The 13,586-nt window shown below is 55.1% G+C and carries 11 protein-coding genes; 4 read left to right on the forward strand and 7 right to left on the reverse strand.

Annotated elements, in window-relative coordinates; genetic code table 11:
* Positions 1-406: 406 nt before the first annotated feature.
* Together PGR79_RS11840 and mdtD are read left to right on the forward strand one after the other, a co-directional pair.
* The gene (locus PGR79_RS11840; protein ID WP_087858855.1) at positions 407-1,108 is read left to right on the forward strand and encodes a FadR/GntR family transcriptional regulator; all 702 of its coding nucleotides are present in this window, start codon (positions 407-409) and stop codon (positions 1,106-1,108) included.
* 13 nt (positions 1,109-1,121) lie between these two features.
* Entirely contained in the window at positions 1,122-2,519 is a 1,398-nt protein-coding gene (gene mdtD / locus PGR79_RS11845) for a multidrug transporter subunit MdtD (protein WP_087858856.1), read from the forward strand.
* Here mdtD and rbsR read toward each other — a convergent pair.
* The 7 genes from rbsR to kup form a co-directional block, all read right to left on the reverse strand.
* Positions 2,516-3,508: a ribose operon transcriptional repressor RbsR gene (rbsR, locus tag PGR79_RS11850; protein ID WP_087858857.1), complete on the reverse strand. Its 993-nt coding sequence runs from the start codon at positions 3,506-3,508 to the stop codon at positions 2,516-2,518. The two genes, mdtD and rbsR, sit on opposite strands and share 4 nt — an antisense overlap.
* A 3-nt stretch (positions 3,509-3,511) precedes the next feature.
* Positions 3,512-4,444: a ribokinase gene (gene rbsK, locus PGR79_RS11855; RefSeq protein ID WP_183269082.1), complete on the reverse strand. Its 933-nt coding sequence runs from the start codon at positions 4,442-4,444 to the stop codon at positions 3,512-3,514.
* Between the two features lie 98 nt (positions 4,445-4,542).
* The gene (rbsB, locus tag PGR79_RS11860; protein ID WP_015368990.1) at positions 4,543-5,433 is read right to left on the reverse strand and encodes a ribose ABC transporter substrate-binding protein RbsB; all 891 of its coding nucleotides are present in this window, start codon (positions 5,431-5,433) and stop codon (positions 4,543-4,545) included.
* A gap of 27 nt (positions 5,434-5,460) precedes the next feature.
* Positions 5,461-6,426, reverse strand: a complete 966-nt coding sequence (gene rbsC / locus PGR79_RS11865; RefSeq protein ID WP_015368991.1) for a ribose ABC transporter permease — start codon at positions 6,424-6,426, stop codon at positions 5,461-5,463.
* Positions 6,427-6,431: 5 nt separating this feature from the next.
* Positions 6,432-7,937 (reverse strand): ribose ABC transporter ATP-binding protein RbsA, encoded by a 1,506-nt coding sequence (gene rbsA, locus PGR79_RS11870; protein WP_015368992.1) that lies wholly within the window; start codon positions 7,935-7,937, stop codon positions 6,432-6,434.
* 10 nt (positions 7,938-7,947) lie between these two features.
* Positions 7,948-8,367, reverse strand: a complete 420-nt coding sequence (gene rbsD, locus PGR79_RS11875; protein ID WP_087858858.1) for a D-ribose pyranase — start codon at positions 8,365-8,367, stop codon at positions 7,948-7,950.
* Positions 8,368-8,553: 186 nt separating this feature from the next.
* Positions 8,554-10,422, reverse strand: coding sequence for a low affinity potassium transporter Kup (gene kup / locus PGR79_RS11880; RefSeq protein WP_015368994.1), 1,869 nt, complete (start codon positions 10,420-10,422; stop codon positions 8,554-8,556).
* A 217-nt stretch (positions 10,423-10,639) separates the two neighbouring features.
* Here kup and ravA point away from each other — a divergent pair, with 217 nt between their 5' ends.
* Together ravA and viaA are read left to right on the forward strand one after the other, a co-directional pair.
* Positions 10,640-12,139, forward strand: a complete 1,500-nt coding sequence (gene ravA, locus PGR79_RS11885; RefSeq protein ID WP_087858859.1) for an ATPase RavA — start codon at positions 10,640-10,642, stop codon at positions 12,137-12,139.
* On the forward strand, positions 12,136-13,584 hold the full coding sequence (gene viaA, locus PGR79_RS11890; RefSeq protein WP_015368996.1) for an ATPase RavA stimulator ViaA: 1,449 nt from the start codon (positions 12,136-12,138) through the stop codon (positions 13,582-13,584). Before ravA ends, viaA begins: the two co-directional genes overlap by 4 nt.
* Positions 13,585-13,586: the final 2 nt, after the last annotated feature.

Below are 13,586 nucleotides of genomic sequence, written 5' to 3' on the forward strand. Positions count from 1 at the left end.
ATCCATGTCACTTTGAGTGCCCACACAGATTGTCTGATAAATTGTTAAAGAGCAGTTGCAACGCGGCTTTCAGCTCACCGTTGCGAGGTCCCGTATATTACGTTTTCCTCATTCAGAGTCAAGCGTTTATTTTCACTTTTCTCTGTCGGTTTTCAGCGTTGTTATTTACCGCTGAAACCCTGCTGACCCGGCGGCTTGCTTGCCGTTGTTCCGTGTCAGTGGAGGCGCATTATAGGGAGTTCTGAGACGTTGACAAGCCCTGTTTTCAAAAAACTTTTCAACCGTCTCTTTTTTCGCCAAAGGCGGTGTTAAAACCGTAAAAAAACGCCCTTTTGCTGTTTTAACCACCGAAACAAGCCGCCAGATGGCATACTGATGAAGTAGAAAAGAGAAAGGAACGGCATTCATGTCTATAAGCGCACAGCAGCTGGCGGCACAAAAAAACATCTCCTGGGTCATCGCGGAGAAGATCGCCCAAAAAATCCTCACCGGCGAATATCCGCCAGAGAGCATCCTTCCTGGTGAAATGGAACTGGGTGAACAGTTTGGCGTGAGCCGGACGGCAGTGCGAGAAGCGGTAAAAACGCTGGCAGCTAAAGGCATGCTGCTTCCGCGTCCGCGTATCGGTACTCGCGTTCTGGCGCGCAGCAGCTGGAACTTTCTGGATAAAGAGCTGCTCGCCTGGTGGCTGACGGAAGATAATTTTGCCGAGGTGGTTAGCCATTTCCTGGTGATGCGCAGCAGCCTGGAGCCTCAGGCCTGTTTTCTGGCGGCGATAACCGGCACCTCCGAGCAGAAAGCGCAGCTCAATACGCTAATGGAAGAAATGATCGAACTAAAAAGGCATTTTATCCGCGAACGCTGGATTGAAGTTGATATGGCCTGGCATGAACATATCTATGCGATGAGCGGCAATCCGTTTCTCACCTCTTTCGCGTCATTATTCCATTCGGTATACCAGACATATTTCACCTCGATTACGCAAAATGAAGTCGTTAAACTCGATCTGCACCAGGCTATTGTTGACGCCATTCAGGAAAGCGACGGCCCGCGCGCGCAGCTTGCCTGCCAGACATTATTGAATACCCCAAACCATACAGGTAAATAAAGAAGGAAATGGCATGACCGGGAAGAAAGGGCTGAGTATGGCCGGACTGCCGTGGATTGCGGCCATGGCTTTCTTTATGCAGGCGCTGGACGCCACTATTCTTAATACCGCGCTTCCCGCGATTGCGCATAGCCTCGGTCACTCCCCGCTGGCGATGCAATCCGCCATTATCAGCTACACCCTGACGGTAGCGATGCTGATTCCGGTGAGCGGCTGGTTAGCTGACCGCTTTGGCACCCGCAAAGTCTTTATCGTTGCCGTTAGCCTGTTTACCCTGGGCTCCCTCGCCTGCGCGCTTTCCACTTCGCTTCCCGAATTGGTTGTCTTCCGCGTTATCCAGGGGATCGGCGGCGCGATGATGATGCCGGTTGCGCGTCTGGCGCTGTTACGCGCCTATCCGCGTAGCGAACTGCTGCCGGTACTCAACTTCGTTACCATGCCCGGACTGGTCGGCCCCATCCTCGGTCCTGTACTTGGCGGCGTGTTAGTTACCTGGGCCAGTTGGCACTGGATTTTCTTGATTAATATCCCGATTGGCATCATCGGCATTCTCTACGCCCGCAAATATATGCCGGACTTCACCACGCCCCGCCGTCGTTTCGACACCAGCGGTTTTGTGCTTTTCGGTTTAAGCCTGGTGCTGTTCTCCAGCGGTATTGAGCTCTTTGGCGAGAAAATTGTCGCCAGCTGGCTGGCGCTGGCCGTCATCGCCCTGAGCGTCGTGCTCATGCTGGCCTATATTCGACATGCTCGTCGCCATCCCACTCCGCTGATTTCGCTCTCTCTATTTAAGACCCATACCTTCTCTGTCGGAATCGCCGGTAACCTGGCGACACGGTTAGGTACCGGCTGCGTGCCGTTCCTGATGCCGCTGATGCTACAAGTCGGTTTCGGCTACCCGGCCATTATCGCCGGCTGCATGATTGCGCCGACGGCCATCGGCTCAATTATCGCCAAGTCGACCGTCACGCAGATCCTGCGCTGGTTTGGTTATCGCAAAACATTGGTGGGAGTCACCATCTTTATTGGTCTGATGATCGCGCAGTTTGCGCTGCAGTCGCCGGGAATGCCGCTTTGGCTGCTACTACTGCCGCTATTTGTACTGGGGATGGCGATGTCCACGCAGTTCACCTCGATGAACACCATTACGCTTGCCGACTTAACCGATGACAATGCCAGCAGCGGCAACAGCCTGCTCGCGGTAACCCAGCAGCTGTCGATTAGCCTGGGCGTGGCCATCAGCGCGGCGGTCCTGCGCTTTTATGAAGGGTTTGACAACGCCAGCACCATCGAACAATTCCACTATACCTTTATCACAATGGGTGCGATCACCGTGGTATCAGCGTTGATGTTTATGCTGCTCAGAGCCAAAGATGGCCGCAACCTGATAACGGAGCGGCACAAGCATTAAGCTGAACCGCGAATCACCAGCTCGGGGGTAAGCTGCACGCGCTGTTGTTTTTGCCCGGGTTCCGCCATGCGGTGAATCAGCACATCGATAGCCAACTCCCCCAGTTCATCTTTGGGTTGATGAATGGTGGTAAGCGGCGGGGTCATATAGCGCGCCAGTTCAATATCGTCATACCCCACCAGCGCCATATCCTGTGGAATACGCAACCCGGCCTGATACAGCGCCTGATAAGCGCCGACCGCCATCGCATCATTACCGACAAATACCGCCTGCGGCCGTGGCGTTAACGCCAGCAGTTGCTGCATCGCAGTAAAACCGCCGCCAAATTCAAAATCGCTGGTAATGACATAACCTTCGGCGACATCCAGCCCGGCGCGCGCCATCGCCGCATGATAACCTTCCAGGCGCAGTCGCGACGGCGTCTTATCCAGCGGCCCGGCAATGCAGGCAATACGGGTATGACCGCGATCGATCAGATACTGGGTCGCCATATCGCCACCGAGCAATGAATTATCCTGAATCAGATCGCTGTCGCCGTCGAAAGGCGCCCAATCCATCATCACCGTCGGCACCGACGGATAACGCTGCATGATCTCCTGGGAAGGTTGATGCGTTTCGGTGCACAGCAGCAGCAGACCATCGACGCGTTTTTGCATCAACGTTTCCAGATTGCGGTTCATCCGCTGCTCATCGCCTTCGGTATTACATAGCACCAGGCTGTAACCGCGCTCGAAACAGCTACGCTCCACGCCGCGCACCAGCTCCGAATAAAACGGGTTGGTACTGGCGGTGATCAGCATGCCGATGGTTCGCGTCTGATTTAACTTGAGGCTACGCGCCAGCGCCGAAGGCGCGTAGTTAAGACTTTTGATCGCCGCATCAACTTTGGCGGTAATCGCCTCGCTGACAAAGCGGTCTTTATTAATGACGTGAGAAACGGTCGAGGTGGAAACGCCCGCGACGCGGGCCACATCCTTCATGGTAGCCAAGCATTACCCCTGTTGACGCAAGAATTCGTCGATCTCTTTGCGCCACGGCACAGACGGTTGCGCCCCCTTACGGGTGACGGCAATCGCGGCGGCGGCATGGGCAAAACGGATGGCGTCTGACACTTCGCGGCCTTCCAGCAGCGCGGTGACAAATGCGCCATTAAAAGTGTCGCCAGCGGCAATCGTATCGATGGCCTGAACTTTAAATCCTGGAACCCGGCGGCTTTCGCCCTCGCAGCTTAACCATACGCCGCGGCTGCCGAGAGTAATCATCACCGTACCAATTCCCTTCGCATGAAGCGCGCTGGCGGCTTTCGCGGCATCGTCGTCGCTCTCAACGCGAATACCGGTCAGCTTTTCCGCTTCGGTTTCATTGGGCGTAATGACATCCACCAGCGCCAATAGCTCATCCGAAAGTTCACGCGCCGGTGCGGGGTTGAGTACCACCGTCGTCTGATGCTGATGGGCGATTTTCGCGGCGGCCATCACGCTCTCCAGCGGCGACTCCAGCTGCATTAACAATGCCTGCGCGCTGGCGATACGTTCTTTCTCCGCCTCAACCTGAGAAACCGATAGCGCCGCATTAGCGCCGGCATGAATACCGATGACATTCTCACCTTCCGCGTTAACGAAAATTAACGCGACGCCAGTAGATTCACCAGCAACGGCGCGCACCGGCGCCACGTCGATATTATCGCTCGCTAGCTGGCGGCGGACGCGTTCGCCAATGTCGTCATCGCCGGTACAGGCAATGAAGGCAATATCCGCGCCGCTACGCCCGGCAGCCACCGCCTGGTTAGCGCCTTTACCGCCGAATGCGACCTGATAGTGGTTTCCGGTGACGGTCTCACCTGGAGTAGGGAAGGATTCAAGGTTAAGAATGTGATCGGCATTGATGCTGCCAAGGACGACAAGTTTGCCTGCGGTTTTCATCATCTTTATTCCCGGGAAAGCGCGCCACCGGACTCCGGTGGCGCATGCCCTGCTTTTCTTTTTATGTTGTCCCTCGGGCCGTTGCCGACCCGAATCGCATTTTACTGCTTAATGACCAGTTTCAGCTCAACCGGATAGCTGGCATCCACTTTTTCGCCCTTCAGCACTTTATCAGCGGTTTCGACGCCTTTAACGCCGATCTGCTCCGGCAACTGGGCGATAGTCGCTGCCAGTTTGCCACTATTTACTGCTTTTTCGCCATCCGGAGTGCCGTCAAATCCAACCACCATCACATCAGATTTTCCTGCAGTCTGCAGCGCACGCAGCGCGCCCAGCGCCATTTCGTCGTTCTGCGCAAACACCGCCTGCACGTCCGGATGCGCCGTCAGCAGGTTCTGCATCACGTTCAGACCTTTAGTACGGTCGAAGTCAGCAGGCTGGCTGGCCAGTACGTTGAACTTATGCGCCGCCACGGCCTGTTTGAAACCTTCGCCGCGCTCGCGCGCCGCAGAGGTACCTGCAATGCCTTGCAGCTCAATCACTTTCGCGCTTTCGCCGACTTTCTTCGCAATATAGTCGCCGGCCATTTTACCGCCCAGCACGTTATCGGAAGCAATATGGCTTACCACATCGCCTTTAGAAGCCTGGCGGTCAAGGGTAATGACCGGGATTTTAGCCTGGTTCGCCATCTTCACCGCATTGCCGACAGCATCGGAGTCGGTTGGGTTAATCAGCAGCAGCTTAGCGCCGCGCACCGTTAAGTCCTGTACGTTCGCCAGCTCTTTTGCCGGGTTATTTTGGGAATCCAGCACCACCAGGTTGTAACCCAGCTTATCGGCTTCTTTCTGCGCGCCGTCTTTCAGAGAAACGAAGAACGGGTTATTCAGGGTAGAGATAACCAGTGCGATGGTATCTTTCGCCATCGCGTTTGCGCTAACGGTCGCGCTTAGAGCAACAGCAGAGACCAGGGTCGCCAGTTTTTTCATATTCATAGTTAAGATGTCCTGTAGAGTTCTCAGTTACTGCTTTTTGTTATCTACCAGTACCGCCAGCAAAATCACCACCGCTTTGACGATCATCTGGTAATAGGAAGAAACGCCTAAAAGGTTCAGACCATTGTTCAGGAAGCCAAGGATCAACGCGCCAATCAGCGTGCCGACGATGCGCCCCTTACCACCGGCCAGGCTGGTGCCGCCAAGTACGACCGCTGCAATCGCGTCTAATTCATAGCCTGTCCCCGCCGTTGGCTGCGCAGAGGAAAGACGCGCCACTTCGATGATACCGGCCAGTGAAGCCAACATCCCGCACAGCGCATAGACGATGATTTTCACTCTATTCACGCTGATGCCGGAAAGCCGCGTCGCCGCTTCGTTACCGCCCAGCGCGTAAATATAACGGCCCAGGCGAGTATGGTGCAGCATGTACCAGGCCGCCAGGAAGACAATCGCCATAATCCATACCGGCGTCGGGATCCCCAGCGGGCGTCCGATACCAAACCAGCCAAATAGATCGGCGTTATCGCTAAAGCCGGTGTTGATCGGGCTGCCGTTGGTATAAACCATCGTCACGCCGCGCAGCAGCAGCATCATCACCAGGGTGGCGATAAACGCCTGCACGCGACCTTTCGCGACAATTACCCCGGTCACCGCGCCAATAGCCGCACCGAGCGCCAGCGCGGCGGCAACGGCCACCAGCGCATTCACTTCGATACCGACGATAGACGCCGCGACGGCGCCGGTCAATGCCAGCAGAGAACCGACGGACAGGTCGATCCCCGATGTCAGAATGACCAGCGTCATCCCGACCGCCATGATGGCGTTAACGGAAGTTTGCTGCAGAATATTGAACAGGTTATTAACGGTAAAAAAGTTAGGGCTCATGGTCGAAACGATCGCGATCAGCACCAGCAGGGCGATCAGCGATTTTTGCTCCATCAGCCACGCTTTAGTGAAATAGCGGCGACCAGTAACAGCCTGGGTAGTCATCTTTTTTACTCCTGATTCACACGGTTAAGCTTGCCCACAGCGGCAGCCATCAATACTTCCTGGGTGGCCTGCTCGCGTGTGAATTCACCGCCGAGATGCCCTTCATGCATCACAATGATGCGATCGCTCATGCCCAGCACTTCCGGCATCTCCGAAGAGACGAGAATGATGCTCAGGCCATCGGCTTTAAACTGGTTAATCAGCTGGTAGATCTCTTTCTTCGCCCCGACGTCGACGCCACGGGTTGGTTCATCAAGGATCAGCACTTTTGGCCGGGTCATCAGCCCGCGAGCAATAGCGACTTTTTGCTGGTTACCGCCGGAAAGCAGACCTATTGCCTGCTCCATTGAAGGCGTCTTCACATTAAACAGCCGAATGAAATCACTGACCGCCTGCTGTTCATCTTTATGCTTAAGGCTGCCGCCCGCCCGGCTGAAGTAGCGCAGCGCGGTCAATGACATGTTCTCTTTGACCGACATTCCGAGCACCAGGCCATCACGCTTACGGTCTTCGGAGATATAGACAATGCCGTTAGCCAGACCATCCTGCGGTGAACGGGTGACAACTTCATGGCCATCCAGCGTCACGGAACCGCTGCTACGCGGCAGCGCGCCGTACAGCACTTTCATCAGTTCAGTACGTCCGGCCCCCATCAGCCCAGCGACGCCAAGGATTTCGCCCTGACGCAGGGTAAACGTCACGTTTTCCACACCGGAGCCGCAGAGATTATCGACCTTCAGACGGACCGCGCCCGGCGCCTTATCGAGATGCGGATATTGATCTTCCAGCTTACGGCCAACCATCATCTCGATCAGTCGATCCTCATCCAGCGAAGCCACTTCGCGCTCGGCAATAAATTGCCCGTCGCGGAATACGGTGACGTCATCGCAGATTTCGAAGATCTCTTTCATGCGGTGAGAGATATAGACAATGCCACGCCCCTGCGATTTCAATTCGCGAATGACGCGGAACAGCGATTCGGTCTCGGTATCGGTCAGGGCATCGGTGGGCTCATCCATAATGATGACCTTCGATTCGAAGCTCAGCACTTTGGCGATTTCCACCATTTGCTGATCGCCAATCGACAGATCGCCCACCAGCTTCTGGCTGTTAAAGCGTAAATTCAGCTTCGCCAGCAGCTTGTCCGCTTCGGCATACATCTTTTTCCAGTCGATTTTGCCAAAGCGGTTAACGAACTCGCGGCCAAGGAAGATGTTTTCTGCAATCGTTAATTGCGGGATCAGGTTGAGTTCCTGGTGAATGATGCCGATACCGGCTTCCTGTGAGGATTTTGGGCCGTTAAAGGTCGTTTCTTTACCTAACCACAGCAAAGAACCGGCATCACGGGTATAGATGCCGGTCAGTACCTTCATCATCGTAGATTTACCGGCGCCATTTTCCCCTACCAGCGCCATTACCCGGCCGGCATAGACATTCAGCGCCGCGCCCGAGAGCGCTTTGACGCCAGGGAACGCTTTATCGATCCCTTTCAGCTGTAATAAAGCTTCCATGACGGCGACCTCAGAAAGTGACGCCAGCACAGAGAATAATATTCGCAAACGGGGAACACTCCCCGCTGCGAATTACCGCCTGACTATCTGCGGTTTGTTTTTTGAACTGCTCATGACTGGTGTAACGAATTTCAATCGTATTTCCCTGGTGCTGCTGCAGCTGCTCAAGATGATTGAGCAACGTCGCGTGGAGTTGCGGATTATGGGTTTTAATCTCTTCCGCGATGACCGCCGCCTCAACCTGCATTTCCGTCGTTACGACTTCCAGTACCTGCATAAAAGAAGGTACGCCCTGAGTAAGCGCCATATCAATGCGCGCGCTGCTGCGGGGAACCGGCAACCCGGCATCGCAAACAACCAGCGTATCGGTATGACCGAGGCGGGAGATAACGGAAGAAATATCAGCGTTAAGTACGGTGCCTTTTTTCATTTTTTCTCTTTTGCTCCACTAGCGAAACGTTTCGCTGGGCTAAGTATTGTCAATCAGCGAACAGAAAACCACCGGCAGAAGAGAGAAATGTGATCGCCATCGAAACGTTTCGCAAGACGTGGACAAGAAGTTACATCAAGATGTGAGAGACAAAAAAGCCCTTCGTTATTGAAGGGCTTTTTAACATCAGATTTCCACCTGCGTACCGAGTTCGATAACCCGGTTCGGCGGGATTTCAAACTGATCCGGCGCGCGCAGAGCGTTACGCTGCAGCAACAGATACAGTTTGCCGCGCAGGCGCAGATACCATGGCCGTTTGCCGATAATCAGCGACTCGTGGGACATAAAGAACGACGTTTCCATCATTCGACAACTCAACCCTTCCAGGCCGCAGCGATGGAACACCTCTTCGACGTTCGGCGTTTCACGCCAGCCATAGCTTGCCACGACGCGCCAGAACGACGGCGACAGTTGCTCAATCTGCACGCGGCGAACGTTATGCACATACGGGGCATCTTCGGTGCGCAGAGTCAGCAGGATCACGCGTTCATGCAACACCTTGTTGTGTTTCAGGTTATGCAGTAGAGCAAAAGGGATCACGTTCAGGGCGCGAGACATATAGACCGCGGTACCCGGCACGCGCACCGGCGGCGATTTTTCCAGCGAGGAGATCATCGCTTCCAGCGAGTTGCCATGCTCATGCATCCGGCGCAGCAGGCGGAAACGCTCGCTCTTCCAGGTGGTCATCACCGTAAACATCACCAGGCCCAGTGATAACGGCAACCAACCGCCGGAGACGATTTTATCGAGGTTCGCCGAGAACAGCGGAATATCGATACACAGGAAGGCCACCAGCATCAGGCCGACAAACAGCTTATTCCAGTGCCAGTTTTTGCGCGCCACGGTCGCCGACAGAATGGAGGTCAACACCATGGTGCCCGTTACCGCAATACCGTATGCCGCCGCAAGATTAGAAGAGTGCTCGAAGCTGACAATGACGATGACCACAGAAACGTACAGCAGCCAGTTAATGAACGGGATGTAAATCTGCCCGGACTCCATTTCCGAAGTATGGATAATGCGCATTGGCGACAGATAGCCCAGACGCACGGCCTGGCGAGTCAGCGAGAAGACCCCGGAAATCACCGCCTGCGAGGCGATAACCGTCGCCAGGGTCGCGATAATCAGCATCGGGATCAGCGCCCATTCCGGCGCCAGCAGGAAGAACGGGTTTTTAATGGCTTCCGGGTGCTTCAGCAGCAGCGCGCCCTGGCCAAAATAGTTAAGCACCAGTGATGGCAGCACCACCGAGAACCACGCCACGCGAATCGGTAGTTTGCCGAAGTGGCCCATATCGGCATACAGCGCTTCCACACCGGTAATCGACAGCACCACCGCGCCAAGCGCAATAAAGGATACCGTTTTGTACTGCAGGAAGAAATGTACCGCCCAGTAAGGGTTAAGCGCCTGCAGAACTTCCGGGTTATCGAGGATACTGCGCGCGCCAAGCACCGCCAGCAACAGGAACCAGATCAGCATAATTGGCGCGAACAGCTTGCCGACCATCCCGGTACCGTGTTTTTGAATAGCAAATAGCAGGGTTAGTACAATAATGGAAATGGGGACAATCCAGGTATCCAGCTGTGGGGCGATAATTTCCAACCCCTCTATCGCCGACATCACCGATATTGCCGGGGTTATCACTACTTCACCATAGAAGAAGCTACCGCCAATCAGGCCGAGTATCACCAATACGGAGGTCATCTTTGCCGAGGTGTTGCGCCCCGCCAGCGACATCAGCGTTAAGATCCCGCCCTCGCCGGCGTTATCCGCCCGCATCACGAAGGTGATGTATTTAATTGATACGGTGAAGATCAACAGCCAGAAAATCAGCGACAGAAAGCCAAACACCGCATCGCGTTCAACGCCAAAGCCAAACTGGCCTGACAGACATTCGCGAAGAGTATACAGTGGACTGGTACCGATATCGCCGTAAACCACGCCGATTGCCGCCAGCGTTATTGCCGGCAACGATTGTTTATTATCAGTGCTCATAGACTAGTCTTTTCGTTTATAAAACAAATGTGTGCCTAGTCCCTTGGCCCACAAAAAGCGCACAGTATGCACGATTATTTGCTGAATCGTACCCCTAACTGACACCATATTAACTTAGCTCAAAGAAAATAAATCGATTCTTCAGGCTATTACCACCCCTAATCAAACATCTATACTCGACGCAATAACGACACACGACAAAGCACGCAACTCTATTATGGCTCAATCACATTTACTGGCAGAAAGAATTTCCCGACTTAGCGCCGCTCTGGAAAAAGGACTCTTTGAACGCAGCCACGCAATACGTCTGTGCCTGCTGGCTGCGCTCAGCGGCGAGAGCGTATTCCTGCTGGGGCCGCCCGGCATCGCTAAAAGCCTGATCGCCCGTCGCCTTAAGTTCGCTTTCAAGCAGGCGCGCGCTTTTGAATATCTGATGACCCGCTTCTCCACCCCGGAAGAAGTCTTCGGCCCGCTGTCGATTCAGGCCCTCAAAGATGAAGGCCGCTATGAGCGTTTAACGGCAGGCTATCTGCCAGAAGCGGAAATTGTCTTCCTGGATGAAATCTGGAAAGCCGGCCCGGCTATCCTTAATACCCTGCTGACGGCCATCAACGAACGCCACTTCCGCAACGGCGCCCATGAAGAGAAAATCCCGATGCGCCTGCTGGTTGCGGCGTCGAACGAACTTCCCGAAGCGGATAACAGCCTCGAAGCCTTATATGACCGCATGCTGATCCGCCTGTGGCTGGATAAAGTGCAGGATAAAACTAACTTCCGCTCGATGCTGGTGAGCCAACAGGATGAAAACAGCAATCCGGTTCCCGAAAACCTGCAAATCAGCACCGAAGAGTTCACCCAGTGGCAGCATGACATTGGTACCGTGAAGTTGCCGGACAATGTCTTCGAGCTGGTTTTCCAGCTGCGCCAACAATTAGATGCCTTGCCTAATGCGCCTTACGTTTCCGATCGCCGCTGGAAAAAAGCCATCCGTCTGCTGCAGGCCAGCGCCTTCTTTAGCGGCCGAGACGCCATCGCGCCTATCGACTTGATCCTGCTGAAAGATTGCCTGTGGCATAACATCGAAAGTATGAATCTGATGTCACAGCAGTTGGAATCCCTGATGACCAGCCATGCCTGGGGCCAGCAGGCGATGCTGACTAAACTGGGCGCCATCATCCAACGCCGCATTCAAATCCAGCAACAGCACAGCGATAAAACCGCGCTTAAAGTCACGCGCGTTGGCGGCATGTTCAGCCGTAAGCCGCATTACGAACTGCCGGACGGAATTGAAGGCGAGACGTTGACGCTGCTTCTCCAGCAACCGCTGAAATTGCACGATCTCGAAGTCATTCATATCGCCTTCGAACGCGATGCGCTGGTCAACTGGCTGGAGAAAGGCGGCGAGATCCGCGGCAAGCTCAACGGTATCGGTTTTGCCCAGCCATTGACGATGGATGTCGATGCCAGCCAGCACCTGGTGGTGCGTGACGTCAGCCTGCAAGGCTCGCGCCTGTCGCTGCCCGGCAGCGAATCTCAGGAAAATATGCCTGCCGAGATCCGCCAGCAACTGGAAGCGCTGGATGACGAATGGCACCAACAACATAACCGCTTTAGCGAACAGCAAAAATGCCTGTTTATTCCTGGCGACTGGCTGGGGCGTATCGAAGCCAGCTTGCAGGACGTCGGCGCGCAAATTAAACAGGCGCGCCAGCCATGACGCTCGACATGCTGAATGTCATGCTGGCGGTCAGCGAAGAAGGGATGATCGAGGAGATGCTGCTGGCGCTGCTGGCCTCTCCTCAACTGGCGGTGTTCTTTGAAAAATTTCCGCGGCTGAAAAATATCATCGCCGCCGATATTCCGCGTTGGCGAGAAGCGGTTCGCGCCCGGCTCAAAGAGACGCAAATTCCTCCCGAACTGGACGCCGAAGTGCAGATCTATCAGCAGGCTCAGCTGCTTTCAACGTCGCAATTTATTGTGCAACTGCCGCAGATCCTCGGCAAGCTGCATAAGCTACAGTCGCCCTTTGCCGCTCAGGCGCAGCAGCTGGTGGACGATAACGCGACCTTCACCCCAGCCCTACATACTCTGTTCTTACAACGCTGGCGCTTAAGCCTCGTGGTACAGACCACCACCCTCAACCAGCACCTATTAGACGATGAGCGCGATCAGCTGCTCAGCGAGGTGCAGGAACGAATGACGCTCAGCGGGCAGCTAGAGCCGGTGCTGGTGGAAAACGACAACGCCGCCGGCCGCCTGTGGGATATGAGCGCCGGCGAGCTTAAACGTGGCGATTATCAGCTGATCGTGCGCTATGGTGATTTTCTCAGCCAACAGCCGGAACTGATGCAACTGGCTGAGCAGTTGGGCAGATCCCGGGAAGCCAAACTGGTGCCGAAGAAGGATGCGCCGATGGAGGCCTTCCGCGCAATGGTTCGTGAACCGGCAACGGTTCCAGAGCAGGTCGATGGCCTGCAGCAAAGCGACGATATTCTGCGCCTGTTGCCACCAGAGCTGGCAACGCTCGGCATCACCGAACTGGAGTTCGAGTTCTACCGTAAGCTGGTGGAAAAACAGTTGCTAACCTATCGCCTGCACGGCGACGCATGGCGGGAGAAAATAACCGAACGCCCGGTAACCCGGCAGGATTTTGATGAGCAGCCGCGCGGGCCATTTATTGTCTGCGTAGATACCTCAGGTTCGATGGGCGGCTTTAACGAGCAATGCGCTAAAGCCTTTTGTCTGGCGCTGATGCGCGTCGCGCTAGCGGATAACCGCCGCTGCTACATCATGCTGTTCTCCAGCGAAGTGGTGCACTACGAGCTAACCGGCCCGCAGGGGCTGGAGCAGGCGATCCGTTTCTTAAGCCAGCGTTTTCGCGGCGGCACCGATCTGGCCAGCTGTTTTCGCGCGATCGTTGAGCGTTTGCAAAGCCCGCAATGGGTCGATGCCGATGCGGTGGTGATTTCCGATTTTATCGCCCAGCGGTTGCCGGATGAGGTGGTCAATAAGGTGGGGGAGCTGCAGCACAAACATCAGCACCGTTTTCACGCGGTGGCGATGTCGGTACACGGCAAACCCGGCATCATGCGCATCTTCGATCATATCTGGCGCTTTGATACCGGATTGCGTAGCCGCCTGCTGCGTCGCTGGCGGCGTTAATC

The organism is Klebsiella sp. 141161 (genome assembly GCF_050600815.1).
In the GTDB taxonomy this organism is placed as follows: Bacteria; Pseudomonadota; Gammaproteobacteria; order Enterobacterales; family Enterobacteriaceae; genus Klebsiella; species Klebsiella aerogenes.

What these genes read in the sequence shown, in the direction of transcription:
- kup (WP_015368994.1), bottom strand. Translation starts at nt 10,422, where the DNA reads ATGAGCACTGATAATAAACAATCGTTGCCGGCAATAACGCTGGCGGCA.
- PGR79_RS11840 (WP_087858855.1), top strand. Translation starts at nt 407, where the DNA reads ATGTCTATAAGCGCACAGCAGCTGGCGGCACAAAAAAACATCTCCTGG.
- rbsK (WP_183269082.1), bottom strand. Translation starts at nt 4,444, where the DNA reads ATGATGAAAACCGCAGGCAAACTTGTCGTCCTTGGCAGCATCAATGCC.
- rbsC (WP_015368991.1), bottom strand. Translation starts at nt 6,426, where the DNA reads ATGACTACCCAGGCTGTTACTGGTCGCCGCTATTTCACTAAAGCGTGG.
- rbsA (WP_015368992.1), bottom strand. Translation starts at nt 7,937, where the DNA reads ATGGAAGCTTTATTACAGCTGAAAGGGATCGATAAAGCGTTCCCTGGC.
- ravA (WP_087858859.1), top strand. Translation starts at nt 10,640, where the DNA reads ATGGCTCAATCACATTTACTGGCAGAAAGAATTTCCCGACTTAGCGCC.
- rbsB (WP_015368990.1), bottom strand. Translation starts at nt 5,433, where the DNA reads ATGAATATGAAAAAACTGGCGACCCTGGTCTCTGCTGTTGCTCTAAGC.
- mdtD (WP_087858856.1), top strand. Translation starts at nt 1,122, where the DNA reads ATGACCGGGAAGAAAGGGCTGAGTATGGCCGGACTGCCGTGGATTGCG.
- viaA (WP_015368996.1), top strand. Translation starts at nt 12,136, where the DNA reads ATGACGCTCGACATGCTGAATGTCATGCTGGCGGTCAGCGAAGAAGGG.
- rbsD (WP_087858858.1), bottom strand. Translation starts at nt 8,367, where the DNA reads ATGAAAAAAGGCACCGTACTTAACGCTGATATTTCTTCCGTTATCTCC.